This window comes from Paenibacillus tabacirhizosphaerae (assembly GCF_040812395.1).
GTDB lineage: Bacteria > Bacillota > Bacilli > Paenibacillales > NBRC-103111 > Paenibacillus_E.
In genome coordinates, this window is sequence record NZ_JBFNXH010000003.1 from 60,719 (window position 1) to 86,182 (window position 25,464).

Genomic DNA, 25,464 nt, shown 5'->3' on the forward strand with positions numbered 1-25,464 from the left:
TAAAGCAGCTGCGCCGCTTGAACTCTATGGTCCACAAGCGTCGCAGCTGCTTATTTTCACGTTCAGTCTGGCATCATTCCCGTCGTAATCGCAATACGATTCCAACAGTTAATGGTATTAATGGCCATAATAATAGCCGTGAATTGTTTGCCATCGAAATGGTTGCGCACCTCATCGAACACGGATTGTGGAACGCCGGCTACGGAAATCAGGGTTACGGCTTCCGTAAGGGCTAAGACAGCCCTTTCCGCTTCTGTATAATAAGGCGCTTCCCGCCATGCATTCAGCAGGTAAATTCGCTGTTCGCTCTCCCCGTAAGACCGTGCATCTTTTGCGTGCATATTCAAGCAAAATGCACAGCCATTAATTTGTGAAGCGCGAAGCTTAATCAGTTCAAGCAACTTGTGATCGATACCGCTTCCGCGGACGAAAGCCTCCATTTTGCTCATTGTTTGGTACGCTTCCGGGTATTCTTTCTGGTATTCCAATCGCTGTGTCATCGGGATCTCTCCTAATCATTTAGTTTAACTTCACACTTAGGACGAAATCGCCTTCTGATTTGTGACAGCTATCAACCCAACCAATGAAAAATATGATATTCAGGTGTCTGGTTCTGTTGTGGAACCTGAGCAGGAACTAGCAATTGCGGTTCATCGACTTTTCCGAGATCCTGCGTCATCCAGCCTGCCGCTGTAATTTGAACTTCCGTCCCTTTCGGCACGAAAGCAAACAACTGCTGAACATCGTCATTCGTCAAACGAACGCAGCCAAGCGATTTATCTGTGCCGATTGAGCTTTCATCCACAGTGCCATGAAGCGCAATGTCTCCTAATCCCAAACCAGCGGCGCCATAGCTCGTCTCATGCTTGCCCATTGGATGAATCACACGCTCGTTCACGATAAAGTCGCCTTCAGGCGTGCTGTCATTAGCCCCAAGACCAATTTCTTTATCCCAGAGTAAATTCGAACCGGTGATCAGCTTCAAATGATGCTCAGCTTTATTAATTTCAATATGCACGGCCTCATAAGGGACTGAGCCCCCACCTGGCATATTTGCATAAAAGATATGTTCCATTTGATCTGCAAACGGGTTATATACCCACCCTCCGCTGCCGTCAAATACAGCATGGATCTTATTCGAAGCGGATGTGGTTTCCGCGGGAATCCAGCTTAAATAATTATTCGGATAATCTTGTAAAAGTGCATCGAGGGAAGCTGGCACTTTGCCATAATCTTTGCGATACGTTTCCAAAGCAGTTCGAACTAAATTAGCACCAATCGCACTAAGCGGTTGGTGCTTCTCAAACTGACTGTTCAAAAAACGGATTTTGACTGTACGATCAGATGCGGGGTGATACTGCGCAACGGCAACCGCATTTTTCGTCAACTCATCATTGGTCAACAAAAGCGTTTTCCCCTGATCCCTCGCATCCTCAGATACGATGCCATAAATAATAATATTATGGTCGGGCATATCATCAGCTAGCTCAATGGCTTGTTTGTGTAGCGTCGATTCGATCTCTTCGTTCTTGGCGCCAGGCGATAGATAGGCCACATAAGGCACATCTACGGTCTCATAAGTGATGTCCGTCCCCACACTCCATGCTTTCAACGAGGAAATCGTTTTATATACCGGATTATCTCCAAAAAACAAAATAACTAGCAGCAGATTTAACACGAGCAGCACAAGAAGCAGCACTTTCATAAACGGTGGTAACAACTGTTTACGCGGCTCGGCATAGGCGGCTGCTTCGATCTGTGCCATAGCTTCGGCATGTTGAAGCTCCATTTGGTGGATCGCACGATTAGCGGCTGAATAGTAAGGAGATGGATACGTTTTCAGAACTTCCTTGTAATGAAAAAGAGCCCTTTTCCGATTGCCTTTCAGCTGAAAATTTTGCCCGAGCTTATAGTGTGCTTCGGGTGAATGGGAGTCCAGGTAACGAATGACTTTCTCGTGATACTGCGGATCTGCCGGGGAGATAAACAGATTCTTATGCAGATGGACTAGATTCTCATCGAGATGGTTACGAAATCGTTGGCTTCGGTGAATCATTCGGCTCCTCTCCAATCATCATGAATGGCTTGTCCAAAAGTAAGATGCTCGATACGTTTAGTATCTCTGATACATAATGTATCATGTGTTGGAAAGGTTGACAACTGTTTTGTTGCCTCCTGCATGAAGAATGGGAAAATCGCAAATGCTGAACCGATGGAGGTGATGACGATGAGTGGAAGAAACAATACGCCAAAAAATAACGGTCCGGCCAGCAGCCCCTCTCGCTTGGATCAATTCGGTGATAAGGCGGTTCAACAAGGAAAACAAGAAGCTAAAGAACGAAACAACAGCAAGAATAACTGCTAACACTTGATAAGGTCAAAAGCCGCGGCGAACCACACGCCCGCGGCTTTCCTTATTGAAGAAGCTATAATATCCGTTCGCCAAACAAAGATGCGATTAGCGATACAGCAACTTTAGCCGTTTGATTATGATGGTCCAGAATCGGATTCACCTCAACAAACTCAGCGCTTATAAGAACACCTGCATCAGACAACAATTCCATCGCCAGATAGCCTTCCCTCGCGGTGATACCAGCGGAAACAGGAGTCCCGACGCCTGGGGCAAACTGCGGATCCAGTCCATCCAGATCTAAACTGAGATGCACGCCCGTCGTGCCTCGCGAAACATGATCGATAGCCTGTTCCATGACACGAGCCATCCCTAACCGGTCAATCTCATGCATCGTATAAACCAGGATCCCCTGCTGTTTGAGAAAAACGCGCTCTCCAAGATCCAAGGACCTCGCCCCGATGATAACGACATGCTCTGGCTTTACTTTCGGATAAGCGCCCCCGATCGATGTCAGCTTGGGATGCCCCACTCCAAGCGCTACAGCGAGCGGCATGCCGTGAATATTTCCAGAAGGCGAAGTATCTGCCGTATTCACATCTCCGTGCGAATCAAACCAAATGACACCAATCTCTTCATGATGTTTTCTAACCCCAGCCAATGTGCCGATAGCAATACTATGATCACCACCGAGAATCAACGGGAACACCCCCTTGCCCATCACATCTGCAACGAGCTCGGAAAGTTCCTCATTCACCTTCGTAATTTCCTCTACATATTTCAAATTCGTTCCTTTCGGCAAAAGGTTCACAGGCGCCTGCACAGGCAGCAAATTTCTACGAACGACGAGGTCTCCTTGATCAAATATTCGATATCCTAATCTTTTCAGCTTTTGCTCAAGACCTGCGCAGCGGATCGCGCTTGGCCCCATATCAACGCCTCGGCGGTCTGCGCCAAGATCCATAGGCACTCCTATTATGGCTACATCGGGATGTAGTCCAGGATTCATCGGGCAGCACCTCCTGATCTCATCTAATCTTAAACTCCGTTCAAAACCCGTACAATTCGTTCTAGCGCCCAATCGATTTCGTCTTGTGTTATAACTAGCGGCGGCGCCAGACGCAGTGTGTTCTCATGCGTATCCTTCGTTAGAATGCCTTCTTTCAACAAGGCTTCACAGTACTTTCTTGCGGGTTCATCCAGTTCAACTCCGATAAATAAACCCTTCCCCCGAATATCGATGACACGAGCATGGCTCAATCTTTGGCGTAACTGCTCCAAAAGGTATGCGCCAAGCGCTAAAGACCTTTCGGAAAGCTTTTCCTCTTCTACCACCTCTAGGGCAGCAATGGATACCGCACAAGCTAACGGGCTGCCTCCAAACGTCGAACCATGTGAGCCTGGAGTCAACACATCTAGAATAGAAAAATCTGCGCAAACAGATGAGATGGGCAAAATGCCGCCACCAAGTGCTTTGCCGAAGATATACACATCAGGAATAATGTTCTCCCAATCACACGCAAACCGTTTGCCTGTACGACCGAATCCCGTTTGAATTTCATCCGCCAGTAATAATACATTGTGCTGCTTGCAAAGCTCAGCCGCTTTACGCAAATATCCATCTGGCGGTATACGGATCCCCGCTTCGCCTTGAATCGGCTCGACAAGAAACGCCGCTGTATGGTCTGTAATCGCCTGCTCCAACGCGTCCGAATCTCCATAAGGAATAACCTTAAAACCGGGCGTAAAAGGCCCGAACCCCCTCGTATACGCACTTGTCGTCGAGAAGGAAGTCACTGATAAGGTACGCCCATGGAAATTACCTTCACATACAATAATCTCTGCCTGACCGTCTGGAATTCCTTTCACGTCATATGCCCATCGGCGAGCTGCTTTGATAGCTGTCTCAACAGCTTCTGCTCCTGTGTTCATCGGCAGTACGCATCCTTTTCCCGATAGCCTTGCCATGAGTTCCAACCAGCGGCCAAGCACATCACTATGGAAAGCTCTTGACGTCAGAGTGACCTTATCTACTTGATCTTTTAACGCTTGCACTACTTTCGGGTGACGATGCCCCTGATTATGCGCTGAATACGCGCTTAGCATATCCAGGTACTTGCAGCCTTCCACATCGTAAGCCCAGCATCCTTGGGCCGATGAAATGACGATTGGAAGCGGATCGTAATTTCGCGCCCCATACTGGCTCGACAACCGAATGAATTCTTCGCTGCGCTTCATTTCAGATCACCCCGCTCCTTTATCATACGGGCGAGAAGCATGGCCTATGTTTACTAAAAAAGATCCTTAGCGCAGCAGCGTCAAGTGGGATCAATCAGCCATACTTGTCCTCATAGAAGAAAAAAAGCTGCTGACACGATCTGTGTCAACAGCTTTTTCAATAAAACAACCTCGAACAGCCTATTAATGGGCAACGGAGTTATAGGTCATAATCCAGATGGATCCAGCGACGATGGTCAGCAGGATGACAAGCCCGAAAATAAGCGCCATAATGTTCCACTTCGCGTTCTCGCCTTCTTTCACATGCATGAAGAAGAATAGTTGAACCACGAATTGCAGTACAGCCATAATCAAGATTAATACAAGCGTCCCTGTTTTGCCGAGCATATGATTCATAACCGCAACTAGCGGGATAATCGTCAAGATAATCGATAACACGAATCCAATGACGTATGATTTGAGCGATCCGTGTGAAGCATGCGCATCATGTGAACCTGCTTTCGATTGACTCATCTTACATCACCCCCATCAAATACACGACCGTGAATACGAAAATCCACACAACGTCAAGGAAATGCCAGTACAAGGAGATGACTTCAACTTTACGCTTCGTCACAGCTGTAATCCCTCTGCGGTTCAGTTGGAAAATCAAGCCAATCATCCATACCAAGCCAAGCGAAACGTGCAGTCCATGTGTGCCGACCAATGTGAAGAAGCCCGACAAGAACGCGCTTGTACTAATGGTTGCATGCTCATGCGTAACCATTGTGATGAACTCCGAGAGCTCTAAACCGATAAATGAAGCGCCGAGAAGCACGGTAACAGCCAACCAGCCGATCAACTGTTTCTTATTCCCTTTATGCATACCTAGCACGGCTAATCCGCTTGTAAAAGAGCTCGTGAGCAAGATGAACGTTTCAGCGATAATGCCTGGCATCTTGAACAATTCTTCCGGCGTAGGTCCACCGTTCGTATTCCCGTGAAGAACGATATACGTAGCGAACAAAGTCCCGAATAAAATACAGTCAGTAATTAGGAAAATCCAGAATCCAAACGTTTTGAGCGACTCGTGATCATGTTCATGATCATGCGCATGATGTTCGGAATGAGCAGCAGCATGTGCCATTAGACGTTCGCCCCTTTCCAAGCAGCAGCTTCCGTTTGTTTAATTTCATCAACAGGAATGTAATAATCCGTGTCATAAGAGAACGAACGAGCGATCATACAGATCCCGACACCAGCCATCGCCGGTAAGGCCAGCCACATCCAGTTCCAGACGAAACCGAAGCCTGCGAAGAACCATAAAGCGGACATGATGAATGGTATCGCTGAGTTTTTCGGCATATGAATAGGCTCATAATGAACGGCAGATTTCTTCGCTCCTGCAGCGCCTTGCTTTTGCTTGTGTTCCCAGAAAGCATCAATTTCCGTAGACTGTGGAAGCACCGCGAAGTTATAAATCGGAGCCGGTGATGGAATCGACCATTCCAACGTACGGCCATCCCAAGGATCTCCAGTTACATCGCGCTCCCTAAACTTGATGCTGTGCGCTATTTGCCAAACTTGGAACAGGAAGCCTATGCCCATGAGGAATCCCCCAATTGTAGACACCATATTGAGCGGGCCCCAGCCCATATCCCAGCTGTACGTATACGTACGGCGCGTCATACCGTCTAATCCTAAGAAATATTGCGGCATGAAACATACATAGAAACCAATGTTCCATAACCAGAAAGCCCATTTGCCAAGGTGCTCGTTCAGCTTGAAGCCGAACATTTTTGGCCACCAATAGTAAAGCCCTGCGAAGTAACCGAATGCAACCCCGCCAATCAATACTTGATGGAAATGCGCAATCAAGAAATAACTATTGTGAAATTGGAAGTCGGCAGGCGCAACAGACAAGAGCACCCCTGTCATTCCCCCGACAACAAAACAAGGGATAAATGCGATCGTCCACAGCATCGGCGTCGTGAATTTGATCCGGCCGCGGAACATCGTGAATAGCCAGTTGAACACTTTAACGCCGGTTGGTATCGCAATCGCCATCGTCGATATCGCGAAGAACGCGTTAACATCTGCGCCAGAACCCATTGTGAAGAAATGATGCGCCCAGGTAAAGAACGACAACAAACTAATAATCAACATGGCGAAAACCATGGATTTATAACCAAACAGCTTCTTTTTGGAGAAGGTTGCAACCACTTCCGAGAAAATACCGAAAGCCGGCACGACAACGATATAAACCTCTGGATGTCCCCACATCCAAATCAAGTTGATATACATCATCGGGTTTCCGCCGCCGTCCAAGGTGAAGAAGTGTGCGCCGAGGAAGCGATCCAGGAACAGCAAGGCAAGCGTAATTGTCAAGATGGGGAAAGCGAAAATAATCATGATGCAGCTTGAGAAAACAGACCAAGTAAACATAGGCATTTTCATCAATTTCATGCCAGGTGTCCGCATTTTCAAAATCGTAACAATGAAATTAATCCCTGTCGCCAAACTACCGATACCGGAGATTTGAATACCCCATATATAGAAGTTTTCGCCGACACCTGGGCTATGTGACATCTCCGAAAGCGGCGGGTATGAAAGCCAGCCTGCATCCGGTGATCCACCGATGACGAAAGAAACGTTGAAGAGCATCGCTCCCCAGAAGAACATCCAGAAACTGAGCGAGTTCAGGAATGGATAGGCAACATCACGCGCGCCAATTTGTAGCGGCACCACGATGTTGAACAGTCCAAACATGAGCGGCATCGCCATGAACAAGATCATAATAACGCCATGCGTCGTGAAAATTTGATTGTAGTGTTCAGGCTGCAGGAACTCACTGCTTGGCATCGCAAGCTGCAACCGCATAAGCAAAGCGTCAACCCCGCCGCGGAAGAGCATCAAAATGGAACAGATAATATACATAATCCCGATCTTTTTATGATCAACGCTCGTTAACCATTCACGCCAAAGCCAGCCCCATTTTCTGAAAAATGTTAGTACGAACACCATGGCTACCATGGCAAGTCCGATGCTAACTTGAGCACCGAGAATCATCGGATCGCCCGTGACGAAAAACTCGGATGCAAATTGTTTGATTGTATCCAGCATAAGCTTAACTTCCTTTCATGAAGACTCCGTTATTTCATTTACTCATATTCATTTGACTATGATCCATAGAGCCCATTTTGCTATGGTCCGTGGTTGTTTTCTTCGCGTCCGTTTTAGATTCTTCTTTGGACTCTTTCATGTCCATCCCGCCATGGCCGCCGTGATTCATCTGCCCGTGCGTATATTTCGTCACCACATACTGAAACAATCCATCAGGAATCGAGGAGAAATATTGAACACCGGATTTACCTGGCTTCGCTAGCTTCTCATAGCTCTCCATAGTTAACGCTTGAGGCGATTGCTTCGTTTTGGCCACCCAGCTATCAAAGTCCGCCTGCGAAGTCGCATTCACATCAAATGTCATATCCGCGAAGTGCTCACCGCTAAAATTTGCGCCAGTTCCGAAGTAATGGCCGATTTCATCCGCTTGCAAATACAGCGTCATCGCCATACCGGACATGGTGTAAATTTGACCGCCCAGCTGCGGAATCCAGAAAGAGTTCATCGGCGCATCCGAAGTAAGCTCGAATTTAATTGGCGTACCTTCAGGTATTTGCAAATAGTTCACAGTCGCAATTCCTTGCTCAGGGTATGTGAACAGCCATTTCCAATCCAGTGAAGTGACTTGTACAGTGACCGGCTTTTTGTCGGATTCAATCGCTTTGGATGGCTCCAATGCGTAAGTGTACCGTACAGTTACAATACCTATGATAAGGATAATTATAATAGGTATTGACCACCAAATTGCTTCTAATGAGTTACTGTGCGACCAATTCGGACGGTAAGAAGCTTTATTGCCTTCCTTGTCCCGGTAACGCCACACGATCCATGCCGTTAAAGCAAGAACAGGTACCAAGATGACGCCACACAATATGGATGCTGTCACAATCAAATCGCGTTGGCCAGCGCCTACCGGCCCCTTAGGATCCAGCACCATCGCTTGGTCACTACAGCCTGTCAACACCATGATCATAGCAATAACCATGAGGGGTAACACGACGCGTACGAACTTTCTTTTCTTTACCATACTGATCCTCCCTATCCACACATCTCCGAAAGTAATAAGTATTCATGATTCTCAGAACATTTCGTATCTATTCCCAAGATAGCAAAAACCTTCAAAAAGTACACGCTTCAAAACAGGACTTAACAAATACGTCAAAGGATCGACGTCAACCTGTAAAACAAATGTCACAGAACGTTTGTTGACTATTATGAAAATTTATGAAAAAGCAAAAAGCCCTTTAAGTTCCTCACTTAAAGAGCTTTTCCTTCTCTATTCATTTACATGCGTGCTTTTTGCATCTAATCCTCTTTCGCATTCATACGCGAGTGAACCAGATGGATGGCCGTACGGATCACATAAATATGAACGCTCCCAACCATGAATCCTATACCCACCATGAGAGAAGTGTTCCGATCACTAAAATGATTTATATTGAACAAACTAAGTATTAGGCCTATCCCCAACAAAGCCCATGCTGCTATCGTCATCAACTTCACTAACGGCCTCACATCGCGCTCGCTTCGTTCCGTACTGCTTGTTGTTATCGTTCTTGTCGCCATGAGAATCACTCCAAAGTTCAGTGTAAGTGCTTTTATAGATATAGTATAACACAGTTTCACGAATTTGTTCATATTTTATTCACATGATAATCATAAAATAGACAAAACTATGTCGCAGCTGTTCAAATTTGCGGACAACGGTCAGAAAATAAGAATAACCTGAGGCTATGCCTCAGGTCCATGTCTAAACCCATACGTCCAGGCATGGGGTTCCAACCGCTATCGCTTTTCCACCCCATCCCACTTCCCTTTCCGTTCTACTTTGTGCTGTAAGATTCTGGCTACTGGGGTTTGACCGCCGCCATGCGCCGGCGAAACAACGCACGCCTAGGATACGCGCGCGTTGGGAAAATTTCGCCTCCGCAAGTTTCGCAAGGATACCTTGGAGGTACTGGCGGATGGCGGACCGCCAATTCTCCAAACACAGCGATTTCGACGGAACTACGATGCCTTATTCCACGGTAACGTCCCTTTTCTCCCCTTGTAGAGGAACAAGGGTGCGTTATATGAGCGAAAATGTGCCTGCGACCCCACTAAAACCCAGCATCTCCTACTCATAAAGCACGGTAGTTCCGCGAATCGTCCCTACAGCCGAAAATACCGCCTCATAGCGTACCTATGTTCCGCTCACCCGTGCAAAAAGACGATCTATCGCAGATCGCGGCGGTATTTCAAACTCCAAACAGCTGTAGCACTTCTGGATCTCCTACGTCCATCCTGTCAAATACGCGTACCACGCATGATTCGTGCGGGATCTCTCCACTCTACGAGCTCATCACACACATATATTTGACGACATATGCGCTCTGTTAGAATGGGTATCCAATAAATAAAAAAATAAATATTGACATTTATCAAAAAAAATGATATAATTAATAATTTATTGACAATTATATATCCCATCCACTACGATTACTAGGTAACTAGATTGTATATGGAGGGATTTATTGTGCGTATAGCAGAAGGTATTGCCTTATTGGAAATTTCAGTCCCTGTTATGGGTGGTATCGATGTGATTCATCCTACACTGCTGTGGGATGCTGAAACAGCCATACTGGTAGACACGGGATACCCGGGAATACTTCCCAAACTTCGCGAAGCCTTTGAGCTGGAAGGCGTTCCCTATAACAGGCTGAGCAAAATCATCATTACCCATCAGGATATGGACCATATCGGGAGCTTGCCGGCGATCCTAAGCGAATCCTCCCATCCCATTGAAGTGTTAGCCAACGCCATCGAAAAGCCTTACATTGAAGGCGACAACATGCTCTTGAAAATAACGCCTGAAACGATCGATCAAGCTGTAGCTTCTCTTCCTTCCCATGTTTCACCCGATTGGAGAGCAGCTTTCAGAAAAACGCTTGAGAACCCGCCTAAATCCCCCGTTGACCGCATTGTCGAAGATGGAGAAGAACTGCCTGAAGCAGGCGGCATCGTCATTATTAACACGCCTGGACATACGCCGGGCCACATCAGCCTCTATCACAGACCAAGCAAAACCTTGATTGCCGCAGATGCGCTGGTCGTCAAAGAGGGCCAATTGTTCGGGCCTACACCTGAATATGCGATTGAATACGAAAAAGCCTTGACCTCAGTAAAAGTGTTTGCCCAGTTCGATATTGAGACCGTTATCTGCTATCACGGAGGCTTGTTTACGAATCATGCAAATAGGCGCATCGCCGAAATCGTCTCAACGATATAAAAATAGCAGGCCGCTTTGTACAAAAGCGACCTGCTTTTCCCTTACTTCAATAAGGTGTAGGCACCGATAAGCGGAAGCGGCTTCACCTTGCCCTGTGCAGCAGTAACAATTCCTAAAATGGCAAGGATGACTATCGCCAAATTCGCTAATGGCAGCAAGATCCAGCCAATGATCGGAATCATGCCAAGCACAACGTTCACAATAACGGCCGCCAGAAACAATGTGAGTCCTTGGTTTGCATGGTACATGGCATACTTAGAATCTTTAGCAGCCAAGAGCGGAATGAAAAACAAAATGTACGCAACAATTCCCATACCTTTATTAGTTTGAATATCTGTGGAGTCATACATGGGCAGCACCTCTTTTATAATAAATTCACTACCCTATTATATTCAAGAGCATCCATATATTCTGTTATTTATTCAACATTTCTCCATTTATTTTTTCATCTTGCGCCGGCACCCATTCATACAATGCTTTTACCTCACACGCAATGGCATCGGATATATGAACTGCCGTCTTCAAAGGCATCACTCTTTTGTTCGTGATGAAATCTTCCAGCCTCTCCGGCTTGTAATGCAGTAATTGGGCTAATCCTTCCAGCTCCATACCAGCTTCATGAAGTCTTTCTCGCAGAAGGCAGCGGCCAAGCTCGCTTTTCATCATGTCCTCCTTCACCTCGCTCTCATTTGCTATGTAGTGCTCCCTCCTCCATTAGGCAGCATGCAATTATGCAACCGTAACGATAATCGGCTGTTTTTTGGTAATAATGATCGTATGCTCATGCTGTGCGGCAAAACTATGATCAGGTAATCGCAATGTCCAACCGTCCGGCTGCTCAATCGCCGTTTCTGCCCCTGTTGAAAGAAAAGGCTCAATGGTGATAACCATCCCCTCTTTCAATACACGCTTATCATGCTGGTTATAGAACGGTAAAATATCCGGTTGTTCATGAATAGCTCTGCCAACCCCGTGGCTGCACAAGTTTTTGATTACTTTATAGCCGCCTAGCTTCGCTTCCATCTCAATTATTCTGCCGATTTCATTTAATCTTACACCGTGTTTAAGAACCGAAATCACTTTCATCATCGTATCATACGTGTAATGACAGAGTGCCGTTAACGTGACACTGTAAGGAGCAATTTGAAAAGAATGACCGCTATCGGCTATATAACCGTCTTTTTCTGCGCAAACATCGATGTTAATCAAGTCGCCTGGTTGAATGATTTGATCGTCAGGTACGCCGTGCGCAATATCACGATTCAGACTAATGCATGTGTAGCCGGGGAAGTTCAATGCTTTTTTAGGAGCAGAGACCGCGCCATAGCTTTTCAAAACAGTCCCTCCTATTTTATCCAATTGCCTAGTCGTCATTCCGGCCCGCGCACTGCGCTTCATTTCATTGATAGTGATAGCGACGATCTTGCCGATCTCCTTAAGAGCCTCCACATCTTTCTGTGAACCGATTGTCATCGAAATTCCTCCAAATTATGATGTTGTTTTGTTTCTACATGATCCACCGACTAATTCCATCTACTGTAACATAAACTATTCATGACAAAAACTCCCAAACCTAAGTTCGGGAGCGGTGAGTTCTTATTTTGAAATCTATTTCCATTTTCTTATTATTTTGCTGCTGCTTGCGCTCCCACTTCAACAATTTCCAGATTGGAAAAGGAACGGCTTAATTTTTCCATTTTTTCAGTTGCCTCTAACTTCGTTATTGGGGAACACAATGGTTTCCCTTTGTAGCATACGATGTACAACAAGATCGACCACCCCTGCCTTGGACATTCCAAATGTTAGATACATAATGTATCATACAATATTTGGGTGTTATTAGCAACAAAAAAAGATAATTCTCCACATATTACGATAGAATGAAAGGACAAGTCACAGGACTTTTGAACCCCATACATTTTCTCACTCCTATTTAAAAGTAATTTTTTTAATTTTTCTGAATATAATTGATTTATGAAATGAAAAGGCTTACAATAAGGTGAAATAGGAAAAAAGTTAAGTGAAGGGTGCTGATAGTATGAATGATTACCCAAACACTGCAACTGGATTGGTCAATAGCCTCATGTTAAGCGCATTCATTTGGATCAGTGTCTTTTCGGTTTGTTGGTTTATCAAATTCCTCTAATGCAGCGAAGCCACTTCCTGGTGGCTTCTTTTTTTATAAGAAAAACGCCTCGCGGCGTCCTGGGTATAAACCATATGTTTGAGCATGAGGTGTGGATTAGGAATGGGGTTCCGACCGCTGTTAAAGTTGTGTTGCTTCCATGCACAAGGTGGTGCGAACACGACTTAAAATGCGGGTGCTAACGCTTCTCCACCCCAATCCCATCCCATCCCCTCTTCGTTCTACTTTGAGCTGCCTTCCACTTCTCTTATCCATCACGGGCTATCGCCCAGCTGTAACGACGGAACTACGGTGCGTTATCTCTTTAAACTTCCTGTTTTTTACCATGACGAGGAACTATGATGCGTTAAACAGGTAATTGCTAGCGTGTAATCCCAAATTTCTTCTGCATAGCGTACTGCAGTTCCGCGAAATGCCCATTCAAGCCGTTATGACTAGCCATAACGCACCGTAGTTCCGCTAGCCCGCTCACGATAACATCTTTCGAAGAATCCAATGGTTCGGTGAACCGCTTACAGACAGACCATCTCTCCAAACCAAGTTTGCTCCCCTTGAAACAACATATAAATTCTATAACCTGAACAGAAATGGGGCTGTCCCAAAAGTGTTCGCATGGAATGTGAACGTCCCAAATATTAAGCAAAAGGACCATAAGTTGGACACCCTCAGCTTGTCCTGCTAGCTTTAACCTAGGCGTTCCTTAAGTTTCTGTCGAACCAGTTCCACGACATCCGCAGCATCTTTCTCCCGATTTACGACATCTATGCGATCCATGTCTACGATCAATACTTCAGAAGCATGGTAATGATGCATAACCCATTCATCGTATCCAGACCACAGCACACGATAATACTCAACTAGGGATTGGTCCTGTTCAAAACTGCGGCCGCGAAGTCCAATTCGGTACATAACCGTTTCAAAGGAGGCTTTCAAATACACCATTAAGTCAGGCGCTTTCTTCGGCAATTCAGCAAGCTCAGCCATCATATTATCAGCAAGACTTTCGTATATGTCGAATTCCAATTGACTGATCCGGCCAAGTTCACGATTTACCTTGGCAAAATACCAATCCTCATAAATACTGCGATCCAATATATTGTTTGCTTGAACTAGCGCTTCTTTAATCGACTTAAATCGAGTATTCAGAAAATGCAATTGAAGTAGAAACGGATAACGCTTCCTTTCAATTTCTTCCGGTGTGGATGTGTAAAACAGTGGCAGAATCGGATTGTCATCAACACTCTCATAAAAGATATCCGAATTCAATTCTTGCCCGAGCAGCGTCGCCACCGACGTTTTACCAAGCCCGATCATTCCCCCAACCACTATCACTGTCATTGACCCCTTTCTCCTTCGACCCATCTATTATTGACCTATCGTCAATTCTCGTAAAGCTCCCCTATTATACAAGGAAAACAAAGACCTGGAAACCCTATTTTCTTAGATCCTAACCCTCGTTTTCATCTGAAACATTTCGTTCAATGACAGCATGTAAATCGTCCGGCTTCAACAACTCGATTGGTGAACCTTACGCTTCGCGATGCGCGCAAACTCGCCATCCAGAAACTGCTGAAGGGCGCTCTCCTCGTAATCAACTTCGTAAAGCGTCTGATAATGCCTATAATTCTTGGCGGTTGAAGCATCTCCGCCTTCGACTTGAATCACGCAAAAAAGCTCTCCCTGCCTCTCATAATAAAAAGCACAAGCTTGATTGTACTTGGTCTAATTCCGAAACACCACAAAAAAATACAAACGTTTGCGTGACAAACCGGTTTATCATACTGTCATACGATATAGTACGTTTCTCATAATAAAAACGACAGAGGTGCATAGATGATCTACGGAACTACACTGTTAGAAACGGATTCAGAACTTTTCGCCGCAGCACTAACCCAAACATCTGTCTACATTTGGTCGTTAGACCATCAAGGTGTCTATTATCAAGTAGGCACAGGAATCATCGTGAAATATACACCTGAACAAGTACAAATAAAAAGCGATTACGAAGAGAGCTCCTATAGCACGAAGTGGTATTCCAGAGATACGAATGAATTCAGCATTCGTTCCTGATGCCGCGCTTCATTATTAAGATGAGTCGATCGAAATCAAACAAAACCGCCAGTACCTAGTTAATAGGACTGGCGGTTTTTCCAATGTGTGGGCTCACAAGGATGATTCCACATTCAATTGATCGGGAAATTGGGTTGGTAACAACACATCAATCGTCGTGCCTATGCCGGTAGTGCTCTGAACTGCCATAACGCCTTTGTGCGCTTCTACGATTTTGAAGCACATCATGAGTCCGAGTCCGGTTCCTTTTTCCTTCGTTGTGTAGAAAGGCTCGCCTAATTGCTTCAGACGCTCCTCTGGAATGCCGCATCCATTGTCCTGTGTTCGAATGCGAACTTGATCTTTGCCCTCCATCGAAACCGTAATATGGATCTTTCCGTCTTTAGGAATCGCTTCCAATGCATTTTTGATCAAATTAATAAATAATTGTTTCAAATGCATCTCCGAGCACACGATCTCAGGAATATCCGATTGAAATTCAAGCAATAGCTCTGCATTGCAAAGAACCGCTTGCGTTTCAAGTAAAGCCATAACGGTTTGGAGAATCTCTTGCAAGTTGCTCAACTTATAGTGGATAGCTTCCGGCTTGGCTATAACCAGAAATTCGCTCACAATAAAATTAATACGGTCCAACTCCGATAGCATGATATCAAAATAATGCTGTTTGCTCTTCATATCGCTTTGCAGCAGTTGCAGAAAACCGCGCAACGAGGTGAGCGGATTTCTAATTTCGTGAGCAAGGCCAGCCGCCAGCTGCCCAGCCACGGATAACTTGTCGGACTTGCGCAGCAGCTCTTCCGTTCTTTTGCGCTCCGTAATGTCGCGTGTAATGCCGGCGAAGCCGATGATATCGCCCTTTTCATTCTTAATTGGCGTTTTCGTTACGCTCACGTGAACCAATTCCCCGTCTTTACGCTGCCGCACGGTATCAAGGCCAGAGATTTGCTTGCCAGCCTTCAGCATCTCGAAGATCTCAACGCGCTGCTCTTCCAAAAAGTCGGGATAGATCGGCAGCGCCTTATCCTTCAGCTCCTCCTGTTTCCAGCCAAATACGTGCTCGTAAGCGGCATTGACAGAAATAACTCTTGCCCGAGGATCCAACACACATATGGCATCCGTTGTATTATTTATAAAAGATTCCAACAACTCTTTCGTTTCAATGAGCTCGGTCTCCATCTGTTTGCGTTCCGTTATATCCACACAAGAACCGATCACTTCAATCACTTTGCCTTGTTCTAGAATTGGCCGTAATGAAGTCAAATACGTGATCCCGCGGAAAGTGACTTCATACATCACATTTTCTTCGCCATTCCATGCTCTGCGGTAATATTTGTCCATCGTCGATGCCATATAAAAGGGCCAAATTTCAAACAATCCGTTGCCGATAATATGAGAAGGCTTATAACCAAGTCGATAAAGAAGCTCGCCGTCACACAGCGTGTGTATAAATTTCCCCCTCATTTGCCTGAATTTCATGGTCATGCCTTGCTGTCTGCGGACCGTATCGTGAAGATCCTGCTGAGCGACTCGAAGCGATTCTCGATCTTTTATATGCTGTGTGATATCCCGTGCAATAATGTAAACGCCTTCCATCCGATCATTCACGATTATAGGCACATTCTTGAGACCAAGTTCGATAATTTCCCCATTTTTATGAGTCATGCTGAGCATATAGTTATCGGATTCTTGAAAAATAAGACTGTGAACGGAAGCTTCATCCTTTTCCTTACTGTTTAAGAAGCGACTAATCGGATGACCGACCATTTCCATCTCCATGAAACCCATAATCCGCTCCATCGCGGGGTTCATTGTTTTAATTAAACCATTGAGGTCGCAAGTCAGTATGCCAGCGGGATTATGCTCAATTAACGATTTATAGCGCTGTTCACTCTCAGCAAGCTTTCGTTCTACGTCGGAATCATTAGAAAGATCACGATAATTAGCGACAAAGTAAAGGGGATCTCCATTCAAATCTCTGACCATTGACATGCTGCATTCCATCGCAATACTCGTCCCCGCTTTATGCTTCACCCTATGTTCAATCTGAAAACCGTTTAACTCCCCGACCAGCAGTTGTTCCATCCATGCCTGCTGCTTCTCCCTATCTTCCAGCAAACAAATGGCATTCACATCGGTATATAACAACTCTTGCTTGGAATATCCTGTAAGTGTGCAAAAACGATGATTCACTTTTTTCCATTGCCCTTGAATTGAAATTAAAGCCATCCCGATCGGAGCGCATTCAAAAACCGCTTCAAACGACGGCTCGTGGCCCATAAGCTGCATGTGCGCACCGTCTGGCTGTGCACAGTTTTTCAAGCCTAGCGGCTTATTGATCATATGTTTTATCACCCATCTCTCAAAAGCATTTGATGGCTTACTCACCGCTTTTTGAATTCGACGACTAACATATTATTCCTTCCTTAGAAGTGGTTGGAATCAAAATTATGCGCGAAATGTGCCCTGCCCATCAAAGGATATGTTAAAATAAACCGATGAACGGGATAACGCCAGCATTTCCGGCTGGTGAAAAACGATTAAAGGAATGATTCATTTGCCTAATATATGGACGCATCTCATCTTCGGCCAGGAACTTATGACGGATATAGGGCATAGCAATATCCTCAACGATAGACAGCTTCGCCATGTATTCTCATTAGGCTGCCAAGGACCAGATTTCCTGTTCTACCACAACTTTCTGCCATGGCAGAAGGATCGAACAATGAACCTCCTCGGAAGTCGTATGCACAGCGACGCATGCGGGCCTTTTTTGCTGGATTTGCTTCATCAGGTGAAAGGCAGAGGCTTATATAATCCCGCCGTCCTCTATGTGCTTGGGTTTATCACTCATCACATTTTGGATAGGAATATGCACCCCTATGTATTTTATAAATCCGGATTTAAAAAATGGCATCATCAACGATTTGAAGTTATTATGGATACGCTGGTTGTGCGTCGCAAGCTTGGGCTGGAAACTTGGAAAACGCCCGCTTGGAAAGAAATCCATGTGGGGGATGCATTTCCGCTGGGCATTGCTCCCGCTCTGATGCAGGCAGCAGCCAGATACTATCCCGAGTTGGCATCCCGCTTAACGGAGGAGGATTGGAACGAAGCCTATCGCGCCATGATACGCGCTCAACGTTTGTTCCACGATCCAAGTGGATTGAAACGCATTCTCACCTTGGGTCAAATTTCTCCATTCGTCTATACCAAAAACCCGGCCCCGCTCGATTACATGAACGAAGCCAATACGGTTTGGAATTGCCCTACCTCGAAGGAAGAGATCTACACATACAGCGTGTGGGATTTATGGAATATTGCGCTTGAAGATGGCAAGAACGTCTTGCAAGCTGCTATCCGATTCTTGCAAAGCGGGCTTGCAGCTGATCTCACAGCTCTTCAGGATGTTCTTGGCAATCGCTCGTACGAAACCGGCAAGCCTTGTGATAGCGGTTTAGAAATCGTCCATGTCCAGCCCATTATTTAAAGCAGCGTATCTCCACGCTATTGAGCCACGTGCCAGTATGGCCGATGTCAGCGTCAACACAGCCCTCTTTTAATGGTGAATTAAGATTGGCTACATCCACGAATTCAGTGAACGATTTGCTTCCGCCCTGCCAGCACAATCTCAAAAGTATGATGCTCTGAAACGATATTCCGATGGCGAATGCGGAAATGATCAACTTATCCCAGCTCAATTCTTGCTTGTCATGTATCTTTAATTAATTCCGCAATCAATTGGGTTAGTTTACTCTCTTGCTGCAAATTGTAGCTGTCTTCGCCTTTATTGCTCAGCAGAATAACTGTGCGATGGTTCTGAACATCGCGTTTTATGAATGAGAAGAAACCGGGAATATAACCAAGATGGGAGTAAATGTTTAGGTTAACGTCTTCTATGCTCCATCCATAACCATATTTGCCGTTCGATGGGGCATGATCTTTGAAAATCTCTCTCATGGAATTCTCGTTAACAAGCTTCTCCGAGTATAGCGCTTGATCCCACAAATACAAATCTTCAACAGTACTGCTTATTCCTCCGGGTCCCGGGTCAGATTGAAAAAACGTCACTTGGCGACTTTGCCCAAATAGATTGTTTTCATAACCAATCGCTTTTCCTTCTCTTTCAGAAGGAGTAATTGCTTCAACGTAGCTATTCTTCATTTGAAGAGGTTCAAAAATATGTTCATTCATGTATTCCGCATAGGTTTTGCCGGATAGCTTCTCAATAAGATGTCCTAAAATTACATATCCTACATTGCTGTAAAAAAAAGCAGTTCCGGGTTCATGTTGTAATTGGAAATCTGTGGCCAATTTCTCTTTAAGCCGTTTAGCTGGATCGTCCCACTTTTCCGACTCAAATTCTCTTGGGAGTCCGGACAAGTGAGCAAGCAGATGATGGATGGTTATCCGGTCCCCGTGTTTTATTTCCGGTAAATAAGAACTGATAGGATCCGATACTTTTAATTTTCCTTGTTCTTGCAATTGCATGATAGCCATAGCTGTGAAGGCTTTTGAGAGGGAAGCAATACGAAAAACAGTATCAGGTTCATTGGGAACGGATTTTATTTTATCGGCGAATCCGTATCCTTTTTTTAAAAGTATTTTATTCTTGCTTGCTACCAAAATAGATCCCTCGAAATGTTGTTTCTCCAAGTACAAATCTAATGTACTTGCCGCTGGGTTGACAACTGTATTCATACTGGTATTCTGCATTTGCTTTGGCCGTTGACTGACCCTATTTGAATAACAAGATGTGAGAATTGAAATTAAAAGAACAAGAACAATGGATTTAATTTTCACAGTATCTCCCCTCCCCCGAATTGCATGAATTCCCCACAGTTTTCACCTTCCAATTTACAAATCCCCCCACTATCAAAACGTTTCATAAAACATGAATAAAATCACGCCTATTGATTAACCAAAATAAGGAATTCATAAATTGAAAAAAGATCGCTCTTTCTGTGAAATCGTTTGCACACATAACACGATTTGAAAAAGTCTACCACGTTTACAAACCTTGTTCAAACTATTCTGAAAGAAGACAATGTACAACAAATTCTTAGTGAACTGAACTTTGAAGATACGGCACGTAAATTCAAAGCGCATCAAATGCTCTTATTCTTTATGAATGCTGTTTTAGGACAACGGGGTGGCTATCGTTCTGGTGTCGGCAAAGCGAAGTCTTGCGGTTTGGCTCCAGTTTGTTATTCGACATTCTCTTCTAAAGCGGGCGAAGTGGTGTATGAGTTGTTCTAGCGATTATTTCACATGCCTGATGGATCAAGCAAAACCTGAATGTACCTGTCTTATTTGGTACAACCCAAACTGCTGTGTTCAATCAACATTTTGCTGCACTAATGACTTACGTCGTCCTAAAATGGTTGAACACTCATGCCAAATCATTCGTTATTTCTTGCGTCAAAAATCAGTTAGTTGCGAGGATCTATCGTTACGAGCAGAATAGTGAACAAAAGATAGAATGACGGAAAATGGCAATTAGTATATTGACAGCATGCTGTCAAATTGTTATGATGCAATCATGAATACAATAGACAAACCAGAGGATTCCCTAAGCAGATTTTCACTGAGTATATTCCACATTAATGGGTTGCTAATGCGTTCCGGGGACATTATCACGCGTTCAATTGATCAAAGCAGTGCTAGGTGGCAGGTTCTTGGTCGCGTTGGTTATAAACCCCAAACGGTGGCAAAGATCGCTCGTGATATGGGACATGCACGTCAGAGCGTGCAACGTGTTGCAGACGTATTAGTAAATGAAGGTCTGGCTATCTATAAGGACCACCAGACCGATCGACGTACAAAGCTGGTTGAACTTACTCCGAAAGGTGCAGAAGTATTGGGTGCTATCTACGAACAATATGCTGAATGGAACCGGCATCTAATTACCAAACTCGACCCCGAGCAATTAAATAAGATAGCAGATGTTCTTGAGAATGTCGGGCGAATTCTGGAGAAGGAGGTAAACTTTTTTAGTAATGGGAATTGGCAAAGCATGAATACTGGAGAAAAAAATGATGATGAGAATAAGTGATTGTTGATGGTAAAAGGAGTCGTAAATATAGATTAATTAGGAGGTACAAGCATCATGCAGCGTTTATTTATTTGGGTCGAAATTCCCGTAGATAACATGGAACGAGCCAAAACGTTTTACGAGCAGCTTTTTCAGATCGAAATGCCAACAATGGCTTTGGGGGATTGTGAATATGCGTTTTTCCCTGTTCAGGAGCGGTTTAATGGGGGGGCTCTGGTTCAAGGTCCAAATCACAAGCCAGCAGCAGATGGCGTCACTGTGTATTTGGATGGAAACCCCGATCTAGCGACAATTCTGTCACGGGTTAACGAGGCAGGCGGAAAGGTTATCATGGAGAAAACGAATACTGGCGAGACTGCCGGCTATTTGGGGATGTTTCTAGATTCTGAAGGAAATCGCATCGGACTACAGCATTTGTGAACTTCCACAAACGAGACATTTTTTCCTGGTTCCCGTTCTAAATTGGAACCAGATGCTGGGATTTTCCAAGTCAAATTCACGATTACAAAAGGTAATTTCAATGGAGTGTACAAATGGAAAATATATACAACAAATTGCATGCAACGGAAATACTGAACCGTATCGAGAATTTAAGTCCAAATTCAAAGCCACAATGGGGAGAAATGAATGCTGCTCAAATGTTGGCTCACTGCTCATCGTTTCAAGACATCGCAATGGGGAACTCCTTTCCCCCTAGAGATTGGCTAGGAAGGTTAATAGGAAGGTTTGTGAAACCTATATTTTATAATGATAAGCAGACACCAACCAATATGCCAACAATTCCGACCATACTTATCTTAGATGACAAAGATTTTGAGACGGAAAAAGAAAAGCTGAAACAAAAGATTTTAATTTTCCAAAGTAACGGTCCGGAGAAATGTTCACCCCACCCACATCCTTTTTTTGGCAAATTCACTCCTGAGCAATGGGGTATAGGAATTTATAAACATCTAGACCATCATTTAAGACAATTTGGTGTTTAGTATTTTTTCGCAATGATTAATAATTAGTGCAGTAACACCACTTCGCTGTGATAACGAGGAACGATAGATAAAAATTACAGCGGCAACTAAGACTAAATTTTCTAGTCTAAGTGTGCCGCTGCGTCTCTGTGTGAATCAGTCGCCAAATCAGGGATCGTGTCAAGCAGTTCCAAGTCCTCTTCAAAAGGGGGGCATCCGCCCCTTCATTACTTCGTCAAGCCTGCTATCTCCGGGACAGCCCCTTCTACTCTCATTGGGAACAATTCGGAATTTGCCAATCGATTTCCTTTTGCCCGAGTTCTTTCAAATAGTTATTCGCCTGCGAAAACGGCTTGCTTCCAAAAAAGCCGCGATACGCAGATAACGGGCTCGGATGTGGAGATTGAATAATCCTGTGTCTCTCCGTATCGATCATCTTCCGCTTGGCTTGCGCGTGAGCGCCCCACAGCACGAAAATGACCGGCTGCTCTCTCCGGCTTAACGCAGCGATAATCGCGTCTGTAAACCGCTCCCAGCCTTTTCCTTTGTGAGAATTCGGCATGTTTTCACGAACCGTAAGCACGGTGTTCAGCAGGAGAACTCCCTGCTCCGCCCAAGAAACAAGATGTCCATGATCAGGGATGTAGCAGCCCAAATCGGACTGCAGCTCCTTGTACATATTTTGCAAGGACGGAGGCGCCGGGATTCCAGGTTTGACGGAAAAGCTGAGTCCATGAGCCTGTCCCTTGCCATGATAAGGATCCTGTCCCAGAATAACGATTTTCGTATCCGCATACGCAGTCAGATGAAGAGCGTTGAACCTATCGCCCATTTCCGGAAAAATTGTGTTTGTGCGATATTCTTCTATCAGAAATTGTTGCAAGTCCAGAAAATAGCGCGATTGCAGCTCCTCTTCCAACAAAGTGGACCAATCGTTGCTAAACATACTTATGTTTCCACTCCCTCTATTCCGTCTCCGTCCCTAGCTCTCCGGAGTGTACATCTTTCAGCACAATACGGCCCTCAGCAGCCGCCCCATCAGCAAGCACCAGCTTAAGCTTCGCTGTCTTCCCCTTCAGAACGAGCGCTTGCACTTGCGTGTCGGTAAGGCTTCGCCCGAAACTTTCCTTCCAAATGACGAACTTGCAGCCTTCTTTATAATGCGAGCAACCATAGCCCTTGCGTCCCATAAACAAGGAACCTCCACAGCCAGGCCGCGGACAAGCGGCCACAACCTGCGGCGTGCCATCGGACGGTTTGCTGGCGGAAGTTTTCTTCGCGGATGACGTAGCGGCCGTTGATTTCGTTGCGCCTCGCTTACCGCCTTGAGCAATAGGCGTTTCCCCCTCGAACGACGTCTTCGAGGCTCTGGCCTGAACTCGCACCTTATCAACAATTAAGGTTGCGAACTTTTTGACATTGTGCATGAACTGCTCGTCCGATGCCGTGCCTCTTGATATTTCATTCAATCTGCGCTCCCATTGCCCCGTCATTTCAGGAGAGGTGAGCAGTTCAATGCCTGCACCGCGGATTAACTCGACTGCAGTTCGTCCCTTCTGCGTCAGGACAATTTTCTTGCCCTGCATGTCTACATAGCCGACCTTCTTGAGCCTTTCTATCGTAGCTGCGCGGGTTGCCGGGGTGCCCAGTCCGGAATCTTTCATCGCATCGCGAAGTTCCTCATCCTCGATCTGCTTGCCGGCGCTTTCCATCGCTTTGAGCAGCGTACCTTCTGTAAAGTGTTTCGGCGGCTGTGTATCTTTTTCTTTGACGACCGCATCGCTGCATACTACACTTGCCTGCGGATCGATGGAGAACGGTTCGTTAACTTCAACCTCGTCCTCTTCCTCGTCTTCCTTGTCCTTGCCTTTTGCGCTCTTCGGCTTTTCTTTCTTCTGATCGGCATATATGACTTTCCAGCCTAATTGAAGCAGCTCTTTCACCGTCGTCTTGAATATTTCCTGCTCCACTTCCGTCATGACGGTATGAACCTTATATTCAGCCGGCGGGTAAAATTGCGACAAAAAGCGACGAACGATCATATCGTAAAGCTTCTGCTCATCGGGATTCAACCCGCTTGCTTTCCGATTCGTCGGCAGGATGGCATGATGGTCCTCGACCTTGCTTGGATTGCAAATGAATTTATTGTTTTTGTGCACAAGATTGCGGTTCGCTCCTTGCACGAGCTCGTTATAGGCCGTTCCTTGCAAGGCAGAGAGCGACTTATGCATTTCAGGTATATTTTGCTCGGTTACATAGTTGGAGTTCGTTCTCGGATACGAGATGACTTTATGCTTCTCATAAAGGGCTTGCGCGGTATCAAGCGTTTTCTTTGCGGAAAAAGCGTATTTCCCGTTCGCTTCCCTTTGCAGCAGCGTCAAATCATACAATTTGAACGGATACTCTTTCGTCTCTTTCACTTCATAAGAAGCAATCCGCGCCGGTTTGCCCTTTACTTTGGCAGCAAGTGCTTCGACTTTAGGCTGGTCGGTCATGCGTTCCCCCTGCCACATGCCCTTATAGAGCGTCTCGCCTTGAGTAAAATGCCCCTCCAGCTCAAAAAATTTAAGCGAGGAAAAAGCTTCGATCTGTTTCTGGCGATCATAAATAAGTGCAAGTACGGGTGTCTGAACGCGTCCAACGGAGAGAAGCACATTATGTTTGGTTGTGAATGCTCGAGAACCATTCATGCCGATCAGCCAATCCGCTTCGCTGCGGGAGCGAGCCGCTCGGGTTAAATTCTCGTACTCCGTGCCGTCCTTCATCGTGGCAAAGCCGGTACGTATCGTTTCCGAAGTTAAATCTGAGATCCAAAGACGTTTGACTGGATGCTGCAGCCCCAAATGACGCTGAATCAGCGAGAAAATATGCTGGCCTTCCCGCCCGGCATCGCAGGCATTAACGAGCTTGTCGCAGCGCTTGGCCAGCTCATCAATAACTTTCAATTGATCGTAGGTTCGCGGATTTGGAATCAATTTGAACGTATCCGGGATGATCGGGAGGTGATCTATACTCCACTTTTTATATTTAACATCGTATTTATCGGGTTCCGCTAACTCAATTAAATGGCCGATCGCCCAAGTAATAATGTAAGATTCCCCTTCTAGGTACGATCTCTTATTCGTTGCTTTGGGCTCAATCGCAGCCGCAATATTACGGCCCATGTCCGGTTTTTCAGCGATGACTAAAGTTTTCACAAACATACCTCATGTCGAATTTTACTGTCGTTAATTCTTTTCAGCTAACTAGTATTCGCGTTTGGAAGAGAAAATTCCT

Annotated in this window: 25 protein-coding genes and 1 pseudogene; 8 read left to right on the forward strand and 18 right to left on the reverse strand. The window is 45.4% G+C overall.

What is annotated here, in order from left to right:
- Positions 1-62 precede the first annotated feature (62 nt).
- Positions 63-500, reverse strand: coding sequence for a carboxymuconolactone decarboxylase family protein (locus ABRS97_RS06005; protein ID WP_367812005.1), 438 nt, complete (start codon positions 498-500; stop codon positions 63-65).
- 71 nt (positions 501-571) lie between these two features.
- Positions 572-2,056 (reverse strand): L,D-transpeptidase family protein, encoded by a 1,485-nt coding sequence (locus ABRS97_RS06010; RefSeq protein ID WP_367812007.1) that lies wholly within the window; start codon positions 2,054-2,056, stop codon positions 572-574.
- A gap of 171 nt (positions 2,057-2,227) precedes the next feature.
- On the opposite strand from ABRS97_RS06010, the gene ABRS97_RS06015 reads away from it, so the two are divergent.
- Positions 2,228-2,365 carry a hypothetical protein gene (locus ABRS97_RS06015; protein WP_367812009.1) on the forward strand — a complete coding sequence of 46 codons (138 nt, stop codon included), beginning with the start codon at positions 2,228-2,230 and terminating at the stop codon, positions 2,363-2,365.
- A 61-nt stretch (positions 2,366-2,426) separates the two neighbouring features.
- Here the strand turns inward: ABRS97_RS06015 and rocF are convergent, their stop codons facing one another.
- The 7 genes from rocF to ABRS97_RS06050 form a co-directional block, all read right to left on the reverse strand.
- A complete protein-coding gene (gene rocF, locus ABRS97_RS06020) occupies positions 2,427-3,359 on the reverse strand; it encodes an arginase (RefSeq protein WP_367812011.1) in 933 nt (310 codons plus the stop codon).
- A 29-nt stretch (positions 3,360-3,388) separates the two neighbouring features.
- Positions 3,389-4,588, reverse strand: a complete 1,200-nt coding sequence (locus ABRS97_RS06025) for an ornithine--oxo-acid transaminase (RefSeq protein WP_367812012.1) — start codon at positions 4,586-4,588, stop codon at positions 3,389-3,391.
- Positions 4,589-4,771: 183 nt separating this feature from the next.
- Positions 4,772-5,101, reverse strand: a complete 330-nt coding sequence (gene cyoD, locus ABRS97_RS06030) for a cytochrome o ubiquinol oxidase subunit IV (RefSeq protein ID WP_367812014.1) — start codon at positions 5,099-5,101, stop codon at positions 4,772-4,774.
- Position 5,102: 1 nt separating this feature from the next.
- On the reverse strand, positions 5,103-5,714 hold the full coding sequence (cyoC, locus tag ABRS97_RS06035) for a cytochrome o ubiquinol oxidase subunit III (protein WP_367812016.1): 612 nt from the start codon (positions 5,712-5,714) through the stop codon (positions 5,103-5,105).
- Positions 5,714-7,690, reverse strand: coding sequence for a cbb3-type cytochrome c oxidase subunit I (locus ABRS97_RS06040; protein ID WP_367812018.1), 1,977 nt, complete (start codon positions 7,688-7,690; stop codon positions 5,714-5,716). Before ABRS97_RS06040 ends, cyoC begins: the two co-directional genes overlap by 1 nt.
- Positions 7,691-7,724: 34 nt before the next feature.
- Positions 7,725-8,717, reverse strand: coding sequence for a ubiquinol oxidase subunit II (cyoA, locus tag ABRS97_RS06045; protein WP_367812020.1), 993 nt, complete (start codon positions 8,715-8,717; stop codon positions 7,725-7,727).
- A gap of 278 nt (positions 8,718-8,995) precedes the next feature.
- On the reverse strand, positions 8,996-9,256 hold the full coding sequence (locus tag ABRS97_RS06050) for a hypothetical protein (protein ID WP_367812022.1): 261 nt from the start codon (positions 9,254-9,256) through the stop codon (positions 8,996-8,998).
- A gap of 949 nt (positions 9,257-10,205) precedes the next feature.
- Here ABRS97_RS06050 and ABRS97_RS06055 point away from each other — a divergent pair.
- Entirely contained in the window at positions 10,206-10,958 is a 753-nt protein-coding gene (locus ABRS97_RS06055; RefSeq protein ID WP_367812024.1) for an MBL fold metallo-hydrolase, read from the forward strand.
- A gap of 41 nt (positions 10,959-10,999) precedes the next feature.
- On the opposite strand, the gene ABRS97_RS06060 is transcribed toward ABRS97_RS06055, so the two are convergent.
- From ABRS97_RS06060 to ABRS97_RS06080, 5 genes are all read right to left on the reverse strand, one after another.
- Positions 11,000-11,308, reverse strand: a complete 309-nt coding sequence (locus tag ABRS97_RS06060) for a DUF4870 domain-containing protein (RefSeq protein WP_367812026.1) — start codon at positions 11,306-11,308, stop codon at positions 11,000-11,002.
- A gap of 64 nt (positions 11,309-11,372) precedes the next feature.
- Positions 11,373-11,624 (reverse strand): XRE family transcriptional regulator, encoded by a 252-nt coding sequence (locus ABRS97_RS06065; RefSeq protein WP_367812028.1) that lies wholly within the window; start codon positions 11,622-11,624, stop codon positions 11,373-11,375.
- Positions 11,625-11,687: 63 nt separating this feature from the next.
- Positions 11,688-12,431, reverse strand: coding sequence for a type I methionyl aminopeptidase (gene map / locus ABRS97_RS06070; RefSeq protein ID WP_367812030.1), 744 nt, complete (start codon positions 12,429-12,431; stop codon positions 11,688-11,690).
- Positions 12,432-13,788: 1,357 nt separating this feature from the next.
- Positions 13,789-14,442 carry a deoxynucleoside kinase gene (locus ABRS97_RS06075; protein ID WP_367812032.1) on the reverse strand — a complete coding sequence of 218 codons (654 nt, stop codon included), beginning with the start codon at positions 14,440-14,442 and terminating at the stop codon, positions 13,789-13,791.
- A 168-nt stretch (positions 14,443-14,610) separates the two neighbouring features.
- Positions 14,611-14,769, reverse strand: a complete 159-nt coding sequence (locus ABRS97_RS06080; RefSeq protein WP_367812034.1) for a DUF3900 domain-containing protein — start codon at positions 14,767-14,769, stop codon at positions 14,611-14,613.
- Positions 14,770-14,937: 168 nt separating this feature from the next.
- Between ABRS97_RS06080 and ABRS97_RS06085 the strand changes: the two genes are divergently transcribed.
- Positions 14,938-15,174 carry a hypothetical protein gene (locus ABRS97_RS06085; RefSeq protein ID WP_367812035.1) on the forward strand — a complete coding sequence of 79 codons (237 nt, stop codon included), beginning with the start codon at positions 14,938-14,940 and terminating at the stop codon, positions 15,172-15,174.
- 93 nt (positions 15,175-15,267) lie between these two features.
- Here ABRS97_RS06085 and ABRS97_RS06090 read toward each other — a convergent pair whose 3' ends face one another.
- Positions 15,268-17,514 carry a PAS domain S-box protein gene (locus tag ABRS97_RS06090; protein WP_367812036.1) on the reverse strand — a complete coding sequence of 749 codons (2,247 nt, stop codon included), beginning with the start codon at positions 17,512-17,514 and terminating at the stop codon, positions 15,268-15,270.
- Between the two features lie 205 nt (positions 17,515-17,719).
- Between ABRS97_RS06090 and ABRS97_RS06095 the strand changes: the two genes are divergently transcribed.
- Positions 17,720-18,661, forward strand: a complete 942-nt coding sequence (locus tag ABRS97_RS06095) for a zinc dependent phospholipase C family protein (RefSeq protein ID WP_367859104.1) — start codon at positions 17,720-17,722, stop codon at positions 18,659-18,661.
- Positions 18,662-18,882: 221 nt separating this feature from the next.
- Here the strand turns inward: ABRS97_RS06095 and ABRS97_RS06100 are convergent, their stop codons facing one another.
- Positions 18,883-19,974: a serine hydrolase domain-containing protein gene (locus ABRS97_RS06100; RefSeq protein ID WP_367812038.1), complete on the reverse strand. Its 1,092-nt coding sequence runs from the start codon at positions 19,972-19,974 to the stop codon at positions 18,883-18,885.
- 476 nt (positions 19,975-20,450) lie between these two features.
- Here ABRS97_RS06100 and ABRS97_RS28180 point away from each other — a divergent pair.
- From ABRS97_RS28180 to ABRS97_RS06115, 4 genes and pseudogenes are all read left to right on the forward strand, one after another.
- A pseudogene (locus ABRS97_RS28180) lies at positions 20,451-20,573 on the forward strand (IS4 family transposase); the annotation flags it as partial.
- 140 nt (positions 20,574-20,713) lie between these two features.
- Positions 20,714-21,226 (forward strand): MarR family winged helix-turn-helix transcriptional regulator, encoded by a 513-nt coding sequence (locus tag ABRS97_RS06105; protein WP_367812040.1) that lies wholly within the window; start codon positions 20,714-20,716, stop codon positions 21,224-21,226.
- A 54-nt stretch (positions 21,227-21,280) separates the two neighbouring features.
- Entirely contained in the window at positions 21,281-21,646 is a 366-nt protein-coding gene (locus ABRS97_RS06110; RefSeq protein ID WP_367812042.1) for a VOC family protein, read from the forward strand.
- A gap of 113 nt (positions 21,647-21,759) precedes the next feature.
- On the forward strand, positions 21,760-22,209 hold the full coding sequence (locus ABRS97_RS06115) for a DUF1569 domain-containing protein (RefSeq protein WP_367812044.1): 450 nt from the start codon (positions 21,760-21,762) through the stop codon (positions 22,207-22,209).
- Positions 22,210-22,459: 250 nt separating this feature from the next.
- Here ABRS97_RS06115 and ABRS97_RS06120 read toward each other — a convergent pair whose 3' ends face one another.
- Positions 22,460-23,140, reverse strand: a complete 681-nt coding sequence (locus ABRS97_RS06120) for a uracil-DNA glycosylase (RefSeq protein WP_367812854.1) — start codon at positions 23,138-23,140, stop codon at positions 22,460-22,462.
- Between the two features lie 13 nt (positions 23,141-23,153).
- Positions 23,154-25,385 carry a type IA DNA topoisomerase gene (locus ABRS97_RS06125; protein ID WP_367812046.1) on the reverse strand — a complete coding sequence of 744 codons (2,232 nt, stop codon included), beginning with the start codon at positions 25,383-25,385 and terminating at the stop codon, positions 23,154-23,156.
- Between the last annotated feature and the right edge of the window lie 79 nt (positions 25,386-25,464).

Excerpts from the sequence above, each read along its gene's own strand:
- ABRS97_RS06005 (WP_367812005.1), bottom strand. The coding sequence starts at position 500 with ATGACACAGCGATTGGAATACCAGAAAGAATACCCGGAAGCGTACCAA.
- ABRS97_RS06010 (WP_367812007.1), bottom strand. The coding sequence starts at position 2,056 with ATGATTCACCGAAGCCAACGATTTCGTAACCATCTCGATGAGAATCTA.
- ABRS97_RS06015 (WP_367812009.1), top strand. The coding sequence starts at position 2,228 with ATGAGTGGAAGAAACAATACGCCAAAAAATAACGGTCCGGCCAGCAGC.
- rocF (WP_367812011.1), bottom strand. The coding sequence starts at position 3,359 with ATGAATCCTGGACTACATCCCGATGTAGCCATAATAGGAGTGCCTATG.
- ABRS97_RS06025 (WP_367812012.1), bottom strand. The coding sequence starts at position 4,588 with ATGAAGCGCAGCGAAGAATTCATTCGGTTGTCGAGCCAGTATGGGGCG.
- cyoD (WP_367812014.1), bottom strand. The coding sequence starts at position 5,101 with ATGAGTCAATCGAAAGCAGGTTCACATGATGCGCATGCTTCACACGGA.
- cyoC (WP_367812016.1), bottom strand. The coding sequence starts at position 5,714 with ATGGCACATGCTGCTGCTCATTCCGAACATCATGCGCATGATCATGAA.
- ABRS97_RS06040 (WP_367812018.1), bottom strand. The coding sequence starts at position 7,690 with ATGCTGGATACAATCAAACAATTTGCATCCGAGTTTTTCGTCACGGGC.
- cyoA (WP_367812020.1), bottom strand. The coding sequence starts at position 8,717 with ATGGTAAAGAAAAGAAAGTTCGTACGCGTCGTGTTACCCCTCATGGTT.
- ABRS97_RS06050 (WP_367812022.1), bottom strand. The coding sequence starts at position 9,256 with ATGGCGACAAGAACGATAACAACAAGCAGTACGGAACGAAGCGAGCGC.
- ABRS97_RS06060 (WP_367812026.1), bottom strand. The coding sequence starts at position 11,308 with ATGTATGACTCCACAGATATTCAAACTAATAAAGGTATGGGAATTGTT.
- ABRS97_RS06065 (WP_367812028.1), bottom strand. The coding sequence starts at position 11,624 with ATGATGAAAAGCGAGCTTGGCCGCTGCCTTCTGCGAGAAAGACTTCAT.
- map (WP_367812030.1), bottom strand. The coding sequence starts at position 12,431 with ATGACAATCGGTTCACAGAAAGATGTGGAGGCTCTTAAGGAGATCGGC.
- ABRS97_RS06075 (WP_367812032.1), bottom strand. The coding sequence starts at position 14,442 with ATGACAGTGATAGTGGTTGGGGGAATGATCGGGCTTGGTAAAACGTCG.
- ABRS97_RS06085 (WP_367812035.1), top strand. The coding sequence starts at position 14,938 with ATGATCTACGGAACTACACTGTTAGAAACGGATTCAGAACTTTTCGCC.
- ABRS97_RS06090 (WP_367812036.1), bottom strand. The coding sequence starts at position 17,514 with ATGATCAATAAGCCGCTAGGCTTGAAAAACTGTGCACAGCCAGACGGT.
- ABRS97_RS06095 (WP_367859104.1), top strand. The coding sequence starts at position 17,720 with ATGATTCATTTGCCTAATATATGGACGCATCTCATCTTCGGCCAGGAA.
- ABRS97_RS06105 (WP_367812040.1), top strand. The coding sequence starts at position 20,714 with ATGAATACAATAGACAAACCAGAGGATTCCCTAAGCAGATTTTCACTG.
- ABRS97_RS06110 (WP_367812042.1), top strand. The coding sequence starts at position 21,281 with ATGCAGCGTTTATTTATTTGGGTCGAAATTCCCGTAGATAACATGGAA.
- ABRS97_RS06115 (WP_367812044.1), top strand. The coding sequence starts at position 21,760 with ATGGAAAATATATACAACAAATTGCATGCAACGGAAATACTGAACCGT.